Origin of the sequence: Streptomyces nanhaiensis (assembly GCF_046614825.1) — a bacterium.
GTDB lineage: Bacteria > Actinomycetota > Actinomycetes > Streptomycetales > Streptomycetaceae > Streptomyces > Streptomyces radiopugnans.
The window spans coordinates 1-18,049 of the sequence record NZ_JBKJFM010000130.1 but is presented as its reverse complement, the minus strand read 5'-3'; the positions used below and the strand labels follow the sequence as shown (position 1 = coordinate 18,049).

Below are 18,049 nucleotides of genomic sequence, written 5' to 3'. Positions count from 1 at the left end.
CACCGCGACGGCCGCCGCGGCGCAGCCCGCGACGGGGGCGGCGGCCGGCGTGGCGGCGGCCCGCGACGCCCGCCGCGCGGCACGGGCGGTGCGGTCGAGGAAGGCCTCCAGCTCACGGGCCACCAGGGCCGTTCCCAGCCCCTCCTTGGAGCCGAACTCGCTGTAGAGGGTCTGGCGGGAGAAGCCCGCGGCCGCGGCGACCTCGACCATGCGGACACGGGGCCACGGCCTGTCGGAGAGGGCGGCGCGGGCCGCGCGCAGCAGTGCCCGGCGCGCCGGGGGCTGCGGTACGGTCGCCGCGGCCGGCCCGGCGGAACCCGCGGCAGCGCTCCCGGCACGGCTTCCGGCGGGGCTTCCGGCAGAGCTTCCGGCAGGGCTCCCGGCGGAGTCTCCGGCAGAGGGCATCACCGAGGTCATCAGCGCCTCCCCGGACGCGGCGGGTGGCGCACAGCATCGGCGCGGTCGCGCAGGGTGTCAAGGCGCCTCGCACCGCCTCACCGCCGCGGGCGTACGCCCGCACACCCGGTTGGCCACTCCCGTGTGGCTGGCCGGCCGCACCGCTGGATACTGTTCGTCCATGCCCGACTACCACGATGACCTGCGTCTCGCCCACGTGCTGGCCGACACCGCCGACGCCACGACGATGGAGCGGTTCAAGGCCCTCGACCTCAAGGTCGAGACCAAACCGGACATGACGCCGGTGAGCGAGGCCGACAAGGCGGCCGAGGAGCTGATCCGCACCTCCCTGCAGCGGGCGCGGCCGCGCGACGCGGTGCTGGGCGAGGAGTTCGGCAGCGAGGGACGCGGGCCGCGCCGCTGGGTCGTCGACCCCATCGACGGCACCAAGAACTACGTGCGCGGCGTCCCGGTGTGGGCCACGCTGATCGCGCTGATGGAGCGGACCGAGGAGGGCGACCGCCCGGTGGTCGGCGTGGTGTCGGCCCCGGCCCTGAACCGGCGCTGGTGGGCCGCGCTGGGCGCAGGCGCGTACACCGGCCGCAGCCTGACGTCCGCGACCCGGCTGTCGGTCTCGCGGGTGGCCCGGGTGCAGGACGCCTCGTTCGCGTTCTCCTCGCTCGGCGGCTGGGAGGAGCGCGGCAAGCTCGGCGGCTTCCTCGACCTGACCCGGGACTGCTGGCGCACCCGCGGCTACGGCGACTTCTGGCCGTACATGATGGTCGCCGAGGGTTCGGTGGACATGTGCGCGGAGCCGGAGCTGTCGCTGTGGGACATGGCGGCGAACGCGATCGTCGTGCAGGAGGCGGGCGGCACCTTCACCGGTCTGGACGGGCGCGAGGGCCCGCACAGCGGGAACGCGGCGGCCTCCAACGGGCTGCTCCACGAGGATCTGCTCGCCTACATCGGCGACTGACCGGCGGCCGGGCGTGCCGCCGGCCCTCACCGGACCCAGCGCCGGCTCACGGCCAACTCACCTCCGCACGCCCCTTGTTGCGGCTCCGGCGGCATGTGAACATGAGAATCCGCCCGCTTGTGAGCTTGTGAATCCCTTCTCCAGCGCGGGATTCGCCAAGGAGGTGGCACCAACCGCCATGACCACCCTCGTCCGTGACGCCATGAGCACAGTGGTTCTCACCATCGGCCCCGCCCACACCCTCCGCCAGGCCGCCCGGCTGATGTCGGCCCGTCGGGTCGGCGCGGCCGTCGTCCTAGACCCCGACGCCGGCGGCGTCGGCATCCTCACCGAACGCGACATCCTCAACTCCGTCGGGGCCGGGCAGGATCCCGACCGTGAACCCGCGCATCTGCACACCACCACAGACGTGGTCTTCGCCGCCCCCGGCTGGACCCTGGAGGACGCCGCACGGGCCATGACCCGCGGCGGGTTCCGCCATCTGATCGTGCTCGACGACCGGGAGCCGGTGGGGGTGGTGTCGGTGCGCGACATCGTCCGCTGCTGGTCCTCGGCCCTCGGGGAGGCGCCGGCCGCGCCCGCCGGCACGGTGGCCGCCTGAGGGCGGGGCGGCCGGCCCCGCCCCGGAGCGCACCGGAGGGACCGGAGCCCACTGGCGTCCGGTCCCTCCGGGTTCGTACGGCGAGGAGCCGATGGGTCAGCCGCGCAGGGCCTTGACCGCGGCCTCCAGCCTCCTGCCGTAGTCCTCGTCGGCCTGGCGGAAGTTCTCGACGGCCCGCTTGACGATGTCGTCGCGCGAGACCTTCGCGATGAAGCCCGCCAGGTTGTCGATCAGACGCCCCTTCTCCTCCTCCGTCATCAGGCGGTAGAGGTTGCCCGCCTGGACGAAGTCGTTGTCCTCGGCGTGCGAGGGGGCGGGGATGTCACCGGTGGTGCCGGCGACCGGGACCGGCTGCCACAGCGCGCGGCCGGTCTCGTTCGGGCCGCCGAAGCTGTTGGGCTCGTAGTTCTTCGCCCCGCCGTGGCGGCCGTCGTACATGAAGCCGTCGCGGCCGTGGCTGCGGGCCTCGGTGGCGTGCGGGCGGTTCACCGGCAGGTGGTCGGCGTTGATGCCCACCCGGTAGCGGTGCGCGTCGCCGTAGGCGAACAGCCGGCCCTGGAGCATCTTGTCCGGCGAGGGGCCGATGCCCGGCACGAAGTGGTGCGGGGAGAAGATCGACTGCTCGACCTCGGCGAAGATGTTCTGCGGGTTGCGGTTCAGCTCCAGCTTGCCGATCTCGATGACCGGGTAGTCCGCGTGCGGCCAGACCTTGGTCAGGTCGAACGGGTTGAAGCGGTAGTTCGCCGCCTCGGCCGCCGGCATGATCTGGACGCCGACGGTCCAGCTCGGGTAGTCGCCGCGCTCGATGGACTCGCGCAGGTCGCGCTGGTGGCTGTCGGGGTCCTTGCCCGCCAGGACGTCGGCCTCGTCCTGGGTGAGGCACTTGATGCCCTGGTCGGTCTTGAAGTGGTACTTGACCCAGAAGACCTCGCCCGCCTCGTTGTTCCACTGGAAGGTGTGCGAGCCGAAGCCGTCCATGTGGCGGTACGAGGCCGGGATGCCGCGGTCGCCGAAGAGCCAGGTCACCTGGTGGGTGGACTCCGGGCTCAGGCTCCAGAAGTCCCAGACGTTGTCGGCCTCCTGGGAGCCGGTGTACGGGTCGCGCTTCTGGGTGTGGATGAAGTCGGGGAACTTGATGGCGTCCTTGATGAAGAACACCGGGGTGTTGTTGCCGACAAGGTCGTAGTTGCCCTCCTCGGTGTAGAACTTCACCGCGAAGCCGCGCGGGTCGCGCACCGCGTCGGCCGCGCCCAGGTTGCCGGCGACGGTCGAGAAGCGCAGGAAGACCTCGGTCTCCTTGCCGATCTCGGAGAGGAACCTCGCCCGGGTGTACTTCGTCACGTCCGCGGTGACGGTGAAGGTGCCGTAGGCGCCCGCACCGCGGGCGTGGACGACCCGCTCGGGGATGCGCTCGCGGTTGAAGTGGGCGAGCTTCTCCAGCAGGAGCTGGTCCTGGACCAGGACCGGGCCGCCCGAACCGGCGGTCTCGCTGTTCTGGTTGTCCGCGACGGGAGCACCGGCCTCCGTGGTCAGCGGCCCGGTGTTCTCGATCTGGGCAGTCACATGCGCCTCCTGAATCTGTCCTGTCCCCTTGGCTTGAGCCGAACGCGATCCTACATTGGACAATGTCTAAGTCAAGAAGATGATGAAGACCGTACACGATCCGGCCATGGACACGCGCTGCTAAGGTGGAAACATGAGTGACCTGCTACAACGTCTCCGGGATCGCGGCTGGCGGCTGACCGCCCAGCGGCGAGTGGTCGCCGAGGTCCTCGATGGTGAGCATGTCCACTACACCGCCGACGAGGTGCACGCGCGCGCGGCCGAGAAGCTGCCGGAGATCTCCCGCGCCACCGTCTACAACACCCTCGGCGAACTGGTCTCGATCGGCGAGGTGATCGAGGTCAGCACGGACGGCCGCGCCAAGCGGTACGACCCGAACGCGCACCACTCCCACCAGCACCTGGTGTGCTCGCGGTGCGGCGTGATCCGCGACGTCCGCCCCTCCGGCGACCCGCTCGCCCTGCTCCCGGAAGGGGAGCGCTACGGATTCACCCTCGACGAGGCGACGGTCACCTACCGGGGCCTGTGCCCCTCCTGCGCCTCCGTCTGACGGCCCGCCGGCCCGGCGCTTCCGGGGCCCTCCCGAGGCGGAGCACCCCCGAGGCCGAGGCCTCGCCCCCGGCACAGCACGGACGCACGGCACCCGGCCGCACCCATGGCATCACGCGCACGGCACCAGCAGGGCACCCACGGCAGCCACACGAAACGGCCGGGGCCCGGATCCCTCATTGGGATCCGGGCCCCGGCCCATCAGTAGCGGGGACAGGATTTGAACCTGCGACCTCTGGGTTATGAGCCCAGCGAGCTACCGAGCTGCTCCACCCCGCGCCGTTGTGTTCACAACCTTAACCCCACCGCGGCGATCAGCGCAAATCACGGACCCGCCCCGCTCCCGCCTCAGGCCGTCAGCTCCTCGTGGAGGGCCTCGCTCAGCCGCGCGGCGCGCTCGGCGACCTCCGGCGGCCCCAGCTCGACCGCGCGGGCGCACCAGTGGCGGCCGGCGGCCAGCTCACCGCGCCGGGCGTTCAGCAGCGCCAGGCGCAGGGCGGCCCGGCCGTGACCCGCCTCGGCCGCACGCGTCCACCACAGGGCGGCCTCCGGCTCGCTGCCCTCGCGGGCCAGCAGCAGGCCCAGGTTGAAGGCGCCGTTGCTGCTGCCCGCCTCCGCCGCGACCCGGTACCAGTGCGCGGCCCGCACCACGTCGCCGCGCGCCGCCGCGCACATCCCCAGCCGGACCTGCGCACGCCGGTGCCCCTGCTCGGCGGCCCGCTCGTACCACTCCTCGTACTCGGCCGGCGGGCCGTGCGCGTCCAGGGCGTCGGCCGTCGGGGCCTGGCGCTCCAGCAGCGCCGCCAGCCGGAAGGCGCCCTCCACGCTGCCCCCGCCGGCCGCGCGGCGCAGATGCCGCTCGGCGGTGTGGGCGTCGCCCTCGCGCAGCAGTGCGATGCCCACCTGGAGCGCGGCCTCGGTGTGACCGGCCGCGGCCGCCTGCTCGTACCACTGCCGGGCGGTCTCCTCCTCACCGCGGCCCGCGTGCAGGATGCCGAGGTTGAACGCGGCGTCCACGCTCCCGGCTTCGGCGGCCTTGGAGAACCACGGCTCCGCCCCCGCCGCGTCGCCGCGCTGGAGCAGCAGCACGGCCAGCGCGTTGGCGGCCTCGCGGTGCCCGGCGTAGGCGGCACGGCGGTACCACTGCTCGGCCTGGGCGGTGCGGTCCTCGGCCGCGCACAGCAGTGCGAGGTTGAAGGCGCCGTTGATGTCGCCCGCCTCCAGCGCGACGCGGTACCAGCGCTCCGCGGTCTGCCGCTCGCCGCGCTCGGCGTGCAGCGCGCCCAGCGCGTTGGCCGCGCTGCCGTCGCCGTCCTGGGCCGCGCGGCGCCACCACTCGGCGGCGCTGTCGGTGTCGCCCGCGTCGCGCAGCAGGAAGCCCAGGGCCCGCGCGGCGCGCGCCTCTCCGTCCTTGGCCGCCGTCAGATACCAGCGGGCCGCCTCCTGCAGCTCGCCGCGCTCCTCCAGGAGCGTGCCCAGCCGCAGGGCGGCACGCCGGTGGCCGCGCGCCGCGGCCTGGCGGTACCACTGCTCGGCCTCGGCGCCCCCCTCCTGACGGCGTGTCAGGATCCGCGCGATGCGGTAGGCCGCCTCGCGGTGGCCGCGCTCGGCGGCTGCCCGGAACCACTCCTCGGCCCCGTTCCCGCCCCGGTGCTCCAGCAGATCGGCGAGGGCGTACGCGCCGAGGGTGTGGCCGGACTCGGCGGACTGCCGCAGCCAGTACTCGGCGGCCGTCTCGTCGCCGCGCTCGCGGTGGTGGCGGCCCAGGGAGTGGGCGGCGGCCGCCGAGCCGGCGACGGCGGCGACCCGCCACCAGCCGGCGGCCTCCTCGGTCCGGCCGAGCTGGTGGAGCAGGACACCCAGGTTGTTCGCGGCGGCACGGTCGCCGGCGGCGGTGGCGGCGCGCAGGTACGGCTCGGCCCCCTCCAGGTCGCCCCGGCGCAGCAGCCGGGCGCCGAGCGCGCTGATGGCGTTCGTGTCGCGGTGGTCCGTGCGGCCCGCACCGCCCCCCGTGCCCTCATCTCTCGCCTTTTCCCCCATGAGGCCCATCGTCGCACCACCCGCAACCCGCGTACATCTGGTATACCGCCGCCAAGGAAGTCACTTCAGCGTTTTGTCGACTTCCCGATACAGCTACCATCCAAACGCAAAGCGCTACCGCGCGCCTCTCTTCTCGCATGCCCAGAACACGAAGAAGGACCCGGAGTCATTGACTCCGGGTCCTTCCCGATCAGTAGCGGGGACAGGATTTGAACCTGCGACCTCTGGGTTATGAGCCCAGCGAGCTACCGAGCTGCTCCACCCCGCGCCGTTGTGTTCACAACCTTACCACGGCGCGAAGGGAGCCCGCTCACCACCGGTTCACTCTTCCCTGCGTCCCTCGTCGTTCCTGTTGTCGGATCCGCCGCCACCGCCGGCCGACTGCTCCGCCTCGGCGGCCCGCTCCAGCGCGTCCTCCAGATCCTGCTGGGCCTGGCCGTAGGCGTCCCAGTCCTGGTTGCCCAGCGCCTCCTGGCCCGCCTCGAACGCCTCCTGGGCGTCCTGGAGGGCCTCCTGCACCGTCGCGTCCTGCGAACCCTCCGCGGGCGGAGGCGTGGTGTCCTCCTCGCCCGCGGGCGGCTCCTCGCCCTCCGCCGGCGGTTCCTCGGAGCCCTCGACCCCGAAGACGGAGTTCAGCGCCTCGCCGAGGGTGTTCTCGAAGGCGGTCTCCTCGCCGTAGGTCACCAGCACCTTGCGCAGCAGCGGGTAGTTGGTGCCCGCGCCGCGGACGTAGACCGGTTCGACGTAGAGCAGACCGCCCTCCAGCGGCACCGTGAGCAGGTTGCCGTACTCGACCTCCGAGTCACCGCGCCTGAGGATGTTGATCTCGTTGGCGATGTCGGTGTCAGAGTTGAACCGGCTCTGCACCTGCTGCGGTCCGGACACCGTGGTGTTGGAGGGCAGCTTCAGGATCCTGATGGTCCCGTAGTCGTCGCTGCGGGCGTCGGCGTTGACCGCCATGAAGGCGCCGAGCGTCTCACGGCCGCTGGGGTTGAAGGTCGTCGTCAGGGAGAAGGTCTGCTCCTCCTGGTCCGGCATCTTCATGCTCAGGTAGTACGGCGGAACGGCGTTGCCCTCCTGCTGCGTCGGGTCGTCCGGCACCTGCCAGCGCTCGCTGCCGCTGTAGAACTGGCTCGCGCTGGTGACGTGGTAGCGCGTCAGCAGCTCGCGCTGCACCTTGAACAGGTCCTGCGGGTAGCGGAAGTGGTCCATCAGCTCGTCGCCGATCTCGCCCTTCGGCTCGACCGTGCCGGGGAACGCCTTCATCCAGGTCTTCAGCACCGGGTCACGGGTGTCCCACTCGTAGAGCTTCACCTCGCCCGAGTAGGCGTCCACGGTGGCCTTGACCGAGTTGCGGATGTAGTTGACCCGGTTCTGCTGGGCGATGACCGCGCGCTGGCCGTCGGTCAGCGCGTCGGCCGTGGTCTCGCCCAGGGTGGTGCGGGACGAGTAGGGGTACTGGTTGGTCGTGGTGTAGGCGTCCACGATCCACTGGATGCGGTCCCCCACCACGGCCGGGTACGGGTCGCCGTCGATGGTCAGCCAGGGGGCCACCGCCTCGACGCGCTCCTTGGGCGTGCGGTTGTACAGGATCCGCGAGCCGTCGCCGATCGCGCCCGAGTAGAGGATCTGCGGCTCGTTGAAGGCCACCGCGTACGCCGCGCGGTTGGCGACGTTGCCCAGGCTGACCCCGCTGTCGCCCTTGTAGCTGTAGGTCTTCTCCTCGCTGCCGGCGATGTAGTCAAGCTCCTGCTGCGGACCGCCGACGATGGAGTACTGCGTGGTCTTCTCGCCGTAGTAGACCCGCGGCTCGTAACCGTCCTCGGCGAGCTCGCCCTCCGGCGGGAGGTTCTTCTCGATGAAGGCCGGCGCGCCGGTCGAGGCCACCTCGGTGCCCTTGCCTGCCACCATGCCGAAGCCGTGGGTGTACTTGAAGTGGTCGTTGATCCAGTTGCGCTCGGTGATGCCGTTGATGTTGATCTCGCGCAGACCGACGACGGTGTCCTGCTCCTCGCCGTCCTCGGTGGAGTACCTGTCCACGTCCAGGGTGGCCGGGAACTGGTAGTAGCTGCGGACCTGCTGGAGCTGCTGGAAGCTGGGCGAGACGACGTTCGGGTCGAGCAGCCGGATGCTGGCGGTGGTGTTGGCCGCCTCGCGCAGCTCCTCGTTGCTCGCCTCGCTCTCCCCCGAGTAGTTCGAGACCTCGGCGTCGTCGATGTCGTAGGCGTCGCGGGTGGCGTCGATGTTCTTCTTGATGTACGGCGCCTCCTTGGCCTGCTCGTTCGGCTGGACCTGGAACTTCTGCACGATCGCCGGGTAGAGGCCGCCGATCAGGATCGCCGAGAGGACCATCAGGCCGAAGCCGATCACCGGCAGCTGCCAGGTGCGCCGCCACAGGGTGGCGAAGAAGAGCACCGCGCAGATGGCGGCGATGAAGAACAGGATCGTCTTCGCCGGGAGGTAGGCGTTGGCGTCGACGTACCGCAGACCCGTCCAGTTGTCGGTCGCCTTGAAGTCGCCGGACTTGACCGCCAGGCCGTAGCGGTCGAGCCAGTACGCCACCGCCTTGAGCGCCACGAAGACGCCCAGCAGCACCGACAGGTGGCCGGTGGCCTGGGATGTCGCGCGGGCGCCCGGGGTGGTCAGGCGCAGTCCGCCGTAGAGGTAGTGCACCAGCCCGGCGGCCAGCAGGGAGAGCACCGCGGCCGCGAAGCCGAAGCTCAGCAGGAACCGGTACCAGGGCAGGTCGAAGGCGTAGAACGCCACGTCCTTGCCGAACTGCGGGTCGGCCGTGCCGAACGGAACGGCGTTCACCCACATCAGCCAGGTGCGCCACTGACCGGCCGCCGACGCGCCGGCGATCAGGCCCACCAGCGCGGTGACCCCGAGGAGCACCCACTTCTTGTACGGGGCGATGCCCATCCGGTAGCGGTCCAGGCTCTGCTGCTCCAGCGACATCGCGCTCAGCGGGGGCCGCAGGCGGTGGGCCAGCCAGATGTTGAAGCCGACGGCCGCGGCCATCAGCAGACCGAAGACGGCGAACATGCCGATCTTGGTCCACAGGGTGGTGGTGAAGACGGTGGTGTATCGGACCGAGCGATACCACAGCCAGTCGGTCCAGAACCCCGCGAACATGACGAAGAGCATGGCCAGCACGGCCAGCACGCCCACCGTCATGAGCAGGGTCTTGGCGCGCCTGGAGGGCCTGCCGACACTGATCCGTGGTCCTGAGGGCCCGCCCGGGCCCCGGTCCGGCATCTGGAAAGCCAAGGTGCGCACCTCGAGAATCGCAGCGGATGGGACTGGCCCCGAATGCTAGGGCCCCACCCATGCAACTTACTGAACCTTTACCCGGTTCCCGTTCCCGGGGGGTTCGGCGGCACGATATGAGGATGAACAACCTTCCAATCGACGGCACACCCCTGGCCGCCAGCCCGCTGACCCGTGCCGTGCTCGAGATCGACGAGTACGTCGCGGGCCTGGGCTGGGACCAGCCCGCCCGACTGTTCGCCCTGGTCGACACCGGCCGGCTGCGCGCCGAGGAACCCGCCCTGGCCGAGCAGCTCGGACTCGGCGGCGAGGGCCGCCAGGACGGCGAGGCCCCACTCACCCCGGTCGAGCAGGACGAACTGCCCGCCGGGATCCCCCTGGACGAGTTCCTCGGCACCATCGCCTGGCCCGACGCGGTCTCCGGATGCGCGATGACCGTGGAGCGGCTGATGCTGCCGCCCTCGGCCGAGGCCTCCGTCCCCGAGAACCTCCAGGAGGAGGGCGCCGAGGAGCGGCTGGCCCGCTGGGTGGCCGAGCACCCCGAGCGCCAGGAGGTCCGGATGACCGTGGCGGTGCTGCGCGACGGCGCCCGGGAGTCGGCGCTGCGGCTGCGCGAGAAGGACTCGCCGACCGAGGTGCTGACCGGCCCCGATCTGGTGCCCGGGCTCACCGAGGCGCTGGCCGCCACCTTCGGCGACTGACGCCCGGCCCGCGGCGGGAACCGCGGAGCGGGCGCCCGCCGGACGGGCGCCCGCGGGTGGGGGGACGGGTCAGCCTGCCGTGCACCGCGGCAGGCCGGCCGTCTCCCCCTCCCGGATGTCCTCCAGTGCCTCCAGGGCGTCGTCGATCGTGCCGACCCTGACCAGGGTCAGGCCCCCGGGGACGTCGCGGGCGGCGGTGGCGCAGTTGTCCTCGGGGGTGAGGAAGTACTCGGCGCCCTTGTCCCGGGCGGCGATGGTCTTCATCCCTATGCCGCCGATCGGGCCGACCCGCCCCTCGCCGTCGATGGTGCCCGTGCCGGCCACGAACTCGCCGCCGGTGAGGTCGCCGGGGGTGAGCTTGTCCATGATGCCGAGGGCGAACATCAGCCCGGCGCTGGGGCCTCCGACATCGGCCAGCTTGATATCTATCTCGAACGGGAAGGTGTGGTCGAGCCCCGCCCGGATCCCGACGACGGCCCGCCCGTCGTCGTCGGCCTCGTCGGTGGTGACGGTGACCTCCCGCGAGCCGGTGGGCTTCTCGCCCGCCTTCTCGGCCGCCCGGGCGGCCTTGGCCGGGACGACGGTGAAGACCACGTCCTCGCCGGGCTCGTGCTCGGTCACCAGCTCGGCGACGTCTCCCGGCTGCTTCACGGCCTCGCCGTCCACGGCCGTGATCACGTCCCCCGCGTGCAGCCTGTCCTCGGCCGGACCGCCCTTGACGACGGAGGCGACGACCACCCGCTCACCGACCGGGACGTCCAGCTCCCGCAGGGCGGCGACCTTGGCGCTCTCCAGCGACTGGGTGAACTCCTCGGCGTTCTCCTCGCGCACCTCCTCGGCCGACTTGTCGTCGGGGTAGAGGGTCTCGTGCGGGACGACGGCGCTGTCCTCCGCCAGCCAGCCGTAGACGGCCTCCACGAGGTTCATCCGGTAGTCGGCGCCGGTGACGCGGACGGTGGTCATGTTCAGGTGCCCGGACGGCTCGTAGGTCTTCCTGCCCTCGATGCTCAGCACCGGTTCGCCGCCGTGCTCACCGAGCGTGTTGACGGTGGGGCCCGGTGACATCTCGGCGTACGGCACCCTGATCAGGACCGCCGCGCAGAGCACGGCTATGAGCAGCAGGGTGGAGGTGAGCATCGTCGCGGTCCGGCGTGGCATGGCACGACAGTACGGGAACCGCGCGTCAGTCGGCCGCGGGGGCCCGTCCGTCCGGGGCCGTGCGGGACACGGGGGACACGGCGGCGGCGTCCTCGTGGCCGTCCCGGTCCTCCCGCCCCGTCCCGGGGCCGTGCGGGCGCTCCATGGCGGCGCGGAAGGCCTCGTATCCGGCGACTCCGTCGGCGTCCCCGAAACCGCTGGGTTTGCGCGAGGCCCACACGGACCACACGGCCGCCCCGATCGCGGCGACGAACGGAATCAGCAACCAGGCGAGTGCCGCCACAGTGACCTCCCGATCCTCGAGTGCGCCGGAGATACGGCCTATGAGCAGACTAGATCCCGGATGAGTCAACCGTTCCGGCAGGGGTGCCCTTCCGCAACTCCACGCCCCGGGGAACCGCCCGCTTCCCGCACCGGCTCTGCGGGGACTGTTCCCGGCCACCGCTCCGGCATGCCCCCGCGCGACCGCGCCGCTAGGCCCCCACCCACTCCTCGGTGCCGTCGGTGAAGGTCTGGTGCTTCCAGATCGGCACCCGGTGCTTCAGGTCGTCGATCAGGCGGCGGCACGCCTCGAACGCCTCGGCGCGGTGCGCGCAGGAGACGGCGACGACCACGGCCAGATCGCCGACCGACAGGTCCCCCACCCGGTGGACCGCCGCGAGCGCCCGTACGGGGAAGCCGGCCGCCACCTCCTCGGCGACCCGGCGGAGCTCGGCCTCGGCCGTGGGATGGGAGGAGTAGCCGAGCCCGGTCACCCCCGCACCCCCGTCGTGGTCGCGCACGGTGCCCGCGAACAGCGCGGTGCCGCCCGCCGAGGCGTCGCCGACGGCCGCGAGGACCTCGTCCACGGAGAGCGGGGTGTCGCGGATCGCCAGGAGGCGGATCGGGTCGGGCGCCGCCCGCTCCCCGGGGTGGTCGTACGTCTGTGCCATGGGGTCATGGTGCCGTACGGGCGCGGGGGCGCGCAGCGGCGGCCCGCCGACACACCGGTGCCGGCTGTCCGGCGGGTGCCGCGGCAGGGAGCGCGGCCGGGCGGCGGGACGGCGCAGCACCCGGTGTCACACCCGGCGGCGGGCCTTGCGGGCACGCCGGACCAGGGCCGCGGTGCCCACCAGGGCGACGGTGGCACCCGCGGCGCCGAGCGTGGTGGCGTCCTTGCGGCCCAGGCGGCGGCCCGCGACAGCGTGGCGCCCGGCCGCCTCCTCCATGAGCGCGGCCAGCACCTCCTCGTTGGTCCACTTCGGCCGCCAGCCCGCCTCGTGCAGCCGGGAGCCGCTGACCACCCAGGGGTGCATGGTGTACGCCAGGTCACCGGCCGGGGAGGGTGTCAGCCCGAGGCGGTGGAGCCGTGAGGCGGCGCCGAGCGCGACCGCGGAGGGCAGCTCCATGCGGCGGATGCCGGACAGCTCCTCGACCTCCTCCTGCTCCAGCCAGCCGTCGCAGCCGACCGCCAGCTCGCCCTCCACCTTCTCCAGCGCCGCGTACTCCAGGGCGCCGGCCAGGTCCTCGACGTGGCAGAACTGCCAGCAGGGCCGCGAGCCGGCCACGACCAGCAGGCGCGGGGACTCGAAGTAGCGGGTCAGGGCGGTGTCGGTGCCGCCGACCAGGACGGTGGGGCGCACGACCGTGACGTTCAGCCCGGGGTGCGCGCGGGGGGCGCGCCGGGCGAGGCGTTCGATCTCCAGCAGGTCGCCCACCCCGGTGGCCTCGGCGGTCGCCCTCAGCTCGGCGTCCTCGGCCAGCGGGACGTCGTTGTCGGGCAGGGCCCCGTAGACCATCGCCGAGGTGCACAGCACCACCCGGTGCACGCCCGCGGCGGCCGCCGCGGTCAGCACGGTCTGGGTGCCGCGCACGTTGTAGGCGGTGCGGGCGGCGGGGTCGGTCTCCAGGTCCAGGTCGAGGGCGAGGTGGACCACGGTGTCCACCGGTTCGCCGTCACCGCGCAGCCGGTCGGCGATGGCCGGGTCCCGCACGTCCAGGACGTGCCACTGCGCGCCGTCCACCGCGCCGCGGCGCTCGTCGAGCGCGATGACCCGCCCCACCTCGGGGGAGGCGACCAGCCGCTCGGTGAGCAGCGCGCCGACCCCCGATGCGGCGCCGGTGACCGCGACGACGGGCCCTGCGGCTCCGTTACGCGGACCGCGAACGTTTGGCTCCTGGGAACTCACCCGGTGTCTCCCGCGGTTGTCTCTGGGTACGACGTGCGCAGGCTCCATCCTGCACGAGAGGTGTCTAGGCTGGACGTAAAGCCCGCCACATCGCACACCATCCCACCGACGTCCCACCGTCCCATCCACCAGAGCCGAGGAACCCCGTGAGTGACATCCCATTCGGATTCGGCATGCCGCCCGAGGAGCCCGAGGAGGGCGACGACGGACGGAAGAAGGGCGGCCAGGGCGGCCAGGGCGATCAAGGCCAGGGCGGCCGGACGCCGAACCCGTTCGGGTTCGGCGGCGCCGGCGGCGCAGACAACCCGCTCGCGGCGATGTTCGGATCGCTGGGCGGCGGCCCCGGCGGTTTCGACCCGAACGACCTGGGCGCCGCGTTCCAGCGGCTCGGCCAGATGCTCAGCTACGAGGGCGGGCCGGTCAACTGGGACATGGCCAAGGACATCGCCCGGCAGACCGTCGCCGCGGGCACCCCGGACGGCACCAAGGACGCCAGCGTCGGCCCGCGGGAGCGGAAGGCGGTGGAGGAGGCCGTACGCCTGGCCGACCTGTGGCTGGACGGCGTGACCTCGCTGCCCTCGGGCTCCGGTTCGGCCCTCGCCTGGAGCCGCGCCGAGTGGGTGGAGTCCACCCTCCCGGTGTGGAAGGACCTGGTGGACCCGGTCGCCGAGCGGGTCGGGGCGGCCATGGGCGACGTGCTCCCCGAGGAGATGCAGGCCATGGCCGGCCCGCTGCTGGGGATGATGCGCTCCATGGGCGGCGCGATGTTCGGCACCCAGATCGGGCACGCGCTGGGCGTGCTGGCCGGCGAGGTGGTCGGCTCCACCGACATCGGCCTGCCGCTGGGGCCGAAGGGCCGGGCGGCGCTGCTGCCGGCCAACATCGCGGCCTTCGGCGAGGGCCTGGGCGTGCCCCTGGAGGAGGTGCGGCTCTACCTGGCGCTGCGCGAGGCGGCGCACCAGCGGCTGTTCGCCCACGTCCCGTGGCTGCGCTCGCACCTGTTCGGCGCGGTCGAGGGGTACGCGCGCGGGATCAAGGTGGACACGGCCAAGCTGGAGGACGTCGTCGGGCAGCTCGACCCCTCGCGCCCGGAGGAACTGCAGGAGGCACTGCAGCAGGGGATGTTCCAGCCCGAGGACACCCCCGAGCAGAAGGCGGCCCTGGCCCGGCTGGAGACGGCGCTGGCGCTGGTCGAGGGCTGGGTGGACGCGGTGGTCCACGCCGCGGCCGAGCCCCATCTTCCGTCCGCGTCCGCCCTGCGCGAGACGCTGCGCCGCCGCCGCGCCGGCGGCGGTCCGGCCGAGCAGACGTTCGCCACGCTGATCGGGCTGGAGCTGCGGCCCCGGCGGCTGCGCGACGCCTCCCGGCTGTGGGCCTCGCTCACCGACGCCCGCGGCATGGACGGCCGCGACGGGCTGTGGGCGCACCCGGACATGCTGCCGACCGCCGAGGACCTCGACGACCCGGACGGTTTCGTCCACCGCGAGCAGCTGGACTTCTCCGAGCTGGAGGGGCTGCTGGGCAAGGAGTCCGGCGGGGAAGAGCGCGAGGCCCACGGGGACGACGGGGACAACGGGAACGAGCGCGGGGACGGCGGGGACGAGCCCGGCGGCGCCCGGTGAGCCTGCACGAGGACGCGGCGCGGACGCTCAAGGAGTGGTCCGCGCCGGACGGGGCGCAGGAGGCGCTGCGCCTGGCGTACTGCGACCACCTGGCCGCCCGCCCGGACGGCGTGTGGCGGTCCTGCGCGGCCGGGCACATCACGGCGAGCGCGCTGGTGGTGGACCCGGGCCGCGGACGCGTCCTGCTGACGCACCACCGCAAGCTGCGGATGTGGCTCCAGACGGGCGGGCACTGCGAGCCGGGCGACACCGCCCTCGCCGCAGCCGCCCTGCGGGAGGCGGCCGAGGAGTCGGGTGTCGACGGGCTCACCCTGCTGCCGGGCGGGCCCGTCCGCCTCGACCGGCACCTCACGCCCTGCGCCTGGCATCTGGACGTGCAGTACGCCGCCCTGGCGCCCGGGGGTGCGGTGGAGGCGGTGAGCGAGGAGTCCCTGGAGCTGCGCTGGTTCGGCTGGGACGAGGTGGCGGACGTGGCCGACGAATCCGTCGTGCGGCTGGCGGACCGCACCCGCGCACTGCTGTGACGGCAGGGCGCGCGGGCCGTCCTGTGGAGTGGGCCCGCGCGCCCCGCGCCGCCTAGTTGGACCAGATGTTGCCCTGGTTCTGGCCGCGTGCGCCGTGCTGGCCCATGCCGTACTGCGCGCCCAGGCCCGCCGCGGCGTTCTGCGGCGGCAGCAGTTCGCTGGGCTGGACGAGGGCGAAGCCCTGGCCCATGAAGTTCAGCTCCCAGCCCTCCCCCGTGCTGCCCCTCCGGCGGAACACGCTCTGGGAGCTGGTCTGGGCCTGCATCTGCACCCGCAGCGAGCTGGACCAGGCGACCACCGCGTCGGAGTCGGCGCTGACGTACCGCTCCGGGGTGACCTGGAGCGCCAGCGGCTGACCGGAGGTCATCAGCGCGACCTTGCCGCGCCCGGTGATGCTGAGGTTGTACGCGCCGGAGCCGGAGATCCCGAACTGGCTGTCCACGGCGATCACCTCCCAGTGCAGGGAGGAGTCCAGCGCCAGCACGTAGGAGCTGTCGACCGTCAGTCCCTCGGACTCCACGTCCATGACGTGGATGTACTGGGCGAGGTTGGCCAGGTAGACCGTGCCCTGCCCGGAGCAGCGCATCAGGTCCAGGCCCTCGCCGGTCCGCGCCTGCCTGCGGCGCTGCCCGGCGCTCCGGTACTCCCCGTCGAACTCCACCAGGCCCTGGTAGGCGACCATCGCGCCCTTGCGGGCGAGCACGTCGTCCTGGCCGCCGAGCAGGACCCGCAGCAGCTGCGGGTTCTGCAGGGCGTAGCGTTCCTGGCTCTGCACCTCGGTGTGGCCGAAGAGCGGACTCTGCATGGTTCTTCCTTCCCCCCTCAGCCCCGGACGCGCAGGCGGTCGGTGCCGTCCTCGCTGGGCTGTACGACGACGAATCCCCGGCCGGAGAAGGCGATCTGGTACGCCTCGCCGCTGCCCCGGCCGATCAGCGCGCCCGCCTTCATGCTCCGCTTGCCCTTCATCTTCAGCCCCGAGGACCAGGCCACCAGCGCGTCGGGGTCGACGTACGTCTCGTCCTCGCCGCGTCCGCAGTCCACGACGACGGGAGTGCCGCGGGAGGTGAGGGCGACCCAGCCGGTGCCGGATATCCCGACGTTGAACATCCCCTGCCCGGAGAACTTCGCCAGGCCCTTGACGCGCTCGACGCCCCACTGGAGGTGGGCGTCGAAGGCGAGGAGGTTGGTGCCGTTGACGGAGATGGCCTCGTTGTCGAGGTTCAGGCAGACGACGTCGGCGCCGTAGTCGGCGAGGTAGAGCAGCCCGTCGCCGCTGCACTTCATCAGCGGGGCGCCCTCGCCGGTGAGCCACTGGGAGGCGGCCTGGCGGACGGCCGGCGGATTGGCCTCGTACTGGACGAAGCCCTCGTAGGCGACCATCGAGCCGGAGCGGGCGAAGACGTCCTGGCCGCCGGCCATGGCGATCTTCACCATGTGCGAGCCGTGGTTCTCCATACGGGCGGCGGGCGGGGTCGGGGCGTAGCCCGAGACCCCCGGGGTCACTGTGCGGTCCATGACGGGCTCCCTCAGACCTCGTAGGGCTGGACGACGATGAAGTTGCCGGGAGCACCGCGGAACTGGAGGTTCACGGTCTCCCCGCTGTGGCCCGGATAGGCGTTGCGGCGCAGCCTCACCTGGCTGGAGATGATCACCTGGGCGCCGGCGGACCAGGCGACGACGGCCTGGCTGTCGGCGAAGGTGGTCGGGGTGACGGGCAGGACGACCGGAGTGCCCTGCGTCTTGACCACCACGGTGCCGGTGCCCTGGAACTGCATGGTGAACAGTGCGCCGCCGGGGATGCCGTGGCCGTCGATCCGGCGCACCTCGTACTGGAGGGTCTCGTCGAAGGCGAGCACGTTGTCGGCGGAGACGCAGATGGCGTCGCCCTGGAGTTCGATGGGGTGGACGTGCGCGGCGTTCTCGGCGAAGAACACCTGGCCGCGGCCGGTGCAGCGCATCAGCTGCATCTCCTGGCCGGTGGCGTTGCCGACGATCCGCCCGGCGAACCCGGCGCTCTTGTAGGAGAAGTCGACCTTGCCCTGGTAGAGCACCATGCTGCCCTGGCGCGCGAGGACACCCTGGCCGTCGTGGGAGAGGTCGGCGCGGATCAGCGCCGCGTTCTGCAGGGTCCAGCGCTGTCCGGTGGGCGCCTCGCGGTACTTCTCCAGTGCGGCGCCGATGCCGGCCGCCGGCCCCTGGGGGAACTGCGGGACACCGGGATGGCCGGGGTGGCCGGGGACCTGTCCGAAGGGCTGCTGCGGAGCCTGCGGCTGCCCGAAGGGGTTGGGCACGGCCTGGCCCGGGACGGTGGGGGCCGCGGGTATCGGGGCGGACGGGGGCGGCCCGGGCGGGGCCGCCTGCCCGGGGAAGCCCGGCTGGACGGGCCCGCCTCCGTAGGGGGGCGGAACGGGCTGCGCGGGCTGACCCGGAGGCGGCTGGACGGGCGCGGGGGCCGGGGCCGGGGGGACATGCGGAGCCGGG

The 18,049-nt window shown here is 72.7% G+C and carries 17 protein-coding genes and 2 tRNA genes; 6 read left to right on the top strand and 13 right to left on the bottom strand.

The annotated features are described in order from the left end of the window. Positions 1-210, bottom strand: a 210-nt coding sequence (locus tag ACLIYP_RS23395) for a TetR family transcriptional regulator (protein WP_412715090.1), incomplete at its 3' end; no start/stop codon positions are given. A 367-nt stretch (positions 211-577) separates the two neighbouring features. Here ACLIYP_RS23395 and hisN point away from each other — a divergent pair. Together hisN and ACLIYP_RS23385 are read left to right on the top strand one after the other, a co-directional pair. Further along, on the top strand, positions 578-1,372 hold the full coding sequence (gene hisN / locus ACLIYP_RS23390; protein ID WP_093661353.1) for a histidinol-phosphatase: 795 nt from the start codon (positions 578-580) through the stop codon (positions 1,370-1,372). A gap of 202 nt (positions 1,373-1,574) precedes the next feature. Next, on the top strand, positions 1,575-1,973 hold the full coding sequence (locus ACLIYP_RS23385; RefSeq protein WP_412715089.1) for a CBS domain-containing protein: 399 nt from the start codon (positions 1,575-1,577) through the stop codon (positions 1,971-1,973). 96 nt (positions 1,974-2,069) lie between these two features. Here ACLIYP_RS23385 and ACLIYP_RS23380 read toward each other — a convergent pair whose 3' ends face one another. After that, the gene (locus ACLIYP_RS23380; RefSeq protein WP_412715088.1) at positions 2,070-3,536 is read right to left on the bottom strand and encodes a catalase; all 1,467 of its coding nucleotides are present in this window, start codon (positions 3,534-3,536) and stop codon (positions 2,070-2,072) included. A gap of 133 nt (positions 3,537-3,669) precedes the next feature. Between ACLIYP_RS23380 and ACLIYP_RS23375 the strand changes: the two genes are divergently transcribed. After that, entirely contained in the window at positions 3,670-4,086 is a 417-nt protein-coding gene (locus tag ACLIYP_RS23375) for a Fur family transcriptional regulator (RefSeq protein ID WP_412715087.1), read from the top strand. 204 nt (positions 4,087-4,290) lie between these two features. On the opposite strand, the gene ACLIYP_RS23370 is transcribed toward ACLIYP_RS23375, so the two are convergent. The 4 genes from ACLIYP_RS23370 to ACLIYP_RS23355 all read right to left on the bottom strand — a co-directional run bounded on the left by ACLIYP_RS23370 (position 4,291) and on the right by ACLIYP_RS23355 (position 9,383). Beyond that, a tRNA-Met gene (locus ACLIYP_RS23370) sits at positions 4,291-4,364 on the bottom strand. Between the two features lie 69 nt (positions 4,365-4,433). Beyond that, positions 4,434-6,125, bottom strand: a complete 1,692-nt coding sequence (locus ACLIYP_RS23365; RefSeq protein ID WP_412715086.1) for a tetratricopeptide repeat protein — start codon at positions 6,123-6,125, stop codon at positions 4,434-4,436. 194 nt (positions 6,126-6,319) lie between these two features. Continuing rightward, positions 6,320-6,393: transfer RNA gene (locus ACLIYP_RS23360), tRNA-Met, on the bottom strand. A 53-nt stretch (positions 6,394-6,446) separates the two neighbouring features. Further along, a complete protein-coding gene (locus ACLIYP_RS23355) occupies positions 6,447-9,383 on the bottom strand; it encodes a UPF0182 family membrane protein (protein WP_412715091.1) in 2,937 nt (978 codons plus the stop codon). Between the two features lie 128 nt (positions 9,384-9,511). On the opposite strand from ACLIYP_RS23355, the gene ACLIYP_RS23350 reads away from it, so the two are divergent. Continuing rightward, positions 9,512-10,096, top strand: coding sequence for a PPA1309 family protein (locus ACLIYP_RS23350; protein ID WP_412715085.1), 585 nt, complete (start codon positions 9,512-9,514; stop codon positions 10,094-10,096). Positions 10,097-10,165: 69 nt separating this feature from the next. On the opposite strand, the gene ACLIYP_RS23345 is transcribed toward ACLIYP_RS23350, so the two are convergent. The 4 genes from ACLIYP_RS23345 to ACLIYP_RS23330 form a co-directional block, all read right to left on the bottom strand. Next, positions 10,166-11,254, bottom strand: coding sequence for a YlbL family protein (locus ACLIYP_RS23345; protein WP_412715084.1), 1,089 nt, complete (start codon positions 11,252-11,254; stop codon positions 10,166-10,168). Between the two features lie 25 nt (positions 11,255-11,279). After that, positions 11,280-11,537, bottom strand: coding sequence for a hypothetical protein (locus ACLIYP_RS23340; protein ID WP_412715083.1), 258 nt, complete (start codon positions 11,535-11,537; stop codon positions 11,280-11,282). Positions 11,538-11,727: 190 nt separating this feature from the next. Beyond that, positions 11,728-12,186 carry a molybdenum cofactor biosynthesis protein MoaE gene (locus ACLIYP_RS23335; RefSeq protein WP_412698275.1) on the bottom strand — a complete coding sequence of 153 codons (459 nt, stop codon included), beginning with the start codon at positions 12,184-12,186 and terminating at the stop codon, positions 11,728-11,730. A 126-nt stretch (positions 12,187-12,312) separates the two neighbouring features. Beyond that, a complete protein-coding gene (locus ACLIYP_RS23330) occupies positions 12,313-13,422 on the bottom strand; it encodes an SDR family oxidoreductase (RefSeq protein WP_412715082.1) in 1,110 nt (369 codons plus the stop codon). Between the two features lie 146 nt (positions 13,423-13,568). Between ACLIYP_RS23330 and ACLIYP_RS23325 the strand changes: the two genes are divergently transcribed. Next, positions 13,569-15,044 carry a zinc-dependent metalloprotease gene (locus tag ACLIYP_RS23325; RefSeq protein ID WP_412715081.1) on the top strand — a complete coding sequence of 492 codons (1,476 nt, stop codon included), beginning with the start codon at positions 13,569-13,571 and terminating at the stop codon, positions 15,042-15,044. Next, the gene (locus ACLIYP_RS23320) at positions 15,041-15,568 is read left to right on the top strand and encodes an NUDIX hydrolase (RefSeq protein WP_412715080.1); all 528 of its coding nucleotides are present in this window, start codon (positions 15,041-15,043) and stop codon (positions 15,566-15,568) included. The genes ACLIYP_RS23325 and ACLIYP_RS23320 overlap by 4 nt, the downstream gene beginning before the upstream one ends. A 52-nt stretch (positions 15,569-15,620) precedes the next feature. On the opposite strand, the gene ACLIYP_RS23315 is transcribed toward ACLIYP_RS23320, so the two are convergent. From ACLIYP_RS23315 to ACLIYP_RS23305, 3 genes are all read right to left on the bottom strand, one after another. Beyond that, the gene (locus ACLIYP_RS23315; RefSeq protein WP_412715079.1) at positions 15,621-16,373 is read right to left on the bottom strand and encodes an AIM24 family protein; all 753 of its coding nucleotides are present in this window, start codon (positions 16,371-16,373) and stop codon (positions 15,621-15,623) included. 17 nt (positions 16,374-16,390) lie between these two features. Beyond that, a complete protein-coding gene (locus tag ACLIYP_RS23310) occupies positions 16,391-17,083 on the bottom strand; it encodes an AIM24 family protein (RefSeq protein ID WP_412715078.1) in 693 nt (230 codons plus the stop codon). An 11-nt stretch (positions 17,084-17,094) separates the two neighbouring features. Then, positions 17,095-18,049, bottom strand: a 955-nt coding sequence (locus tag ACLIYP_RS23305) for an AIM24 family protein (RefSeq protein WP_412715077.1), incomplete at its 5' end; no start/stop codon positions are given.

Coding starts and splice junctions, on each gene's coding strand:
- ACLIYP_RS23365 (WP_412715086.1), bottom strand. CDS start 6,125: ATGGGGGAAAAGGCGAGAGATGAGGGCACGGGGGGCGGTGCGGGCCGC.
- ACLIYP_RS23375 (WP_412715087.1), top strand. CDS start 3,670: ATGAGTGACCTGCTACAACGTCTCCGGGATCGCGGCTGGCGGCTGACC.
- hisN (WP_093661353.1), top strand. CDS start 578: ATGCCCGACTACCACGATGACCTGCGTCTCGCCCACGTGCTGGCCGAC.
- ACLIYP_RS23315 (WP_412715079.1), bottom strand. CDS start 16,373: ATGCAGAGTCCGCTCTTCGGCCACACCGAGGTGCAGAGCCAGGAACGC.
- ACLIYP_RS23385 (WP_412715089.1), top strand. CDS start 1,575: ATGAGCACAGTGGTTCTCACCATCGGCCCCGCCCACACCCTCCGCCAG.
- ACLIYP_RS23335 (WP_412698275.1), bottom strand. CDS start 12,186: ATGGCACAGACGTACGACCACCCCGGGGAGCGGGCGGCGCCCGACCCG.
- ACLIYP_RS23345 (WP_412715084.1), bottom strand. CDS start 11,254: ATGCCACGCCGGACCGCGACGATGCTCACCTCCACCCTGCTGCTCATA.
- ACLIYP_RS23355 (WP_412715091.1), bottom strand. CDS start 9,383: ATGCCGGACCGGGGCCCGGGCGGGCCCTCAGGACCACGGATCAGTGTC.
- ACLIYP_RS23310 (WP_412715078.1), bottom strand. CDS start 17,083: ATGGACCGCACAGTGACCCCGGGGGTCTCGGGCTACGCCCCGACCCCG.
- ACLIYP_RS23350 (WP_412715085.1), top strand. CDS start 9,512: ATGAGGATGAACAACCTTCCAATCGACGGCACACCCCTGGCCGCCAGC.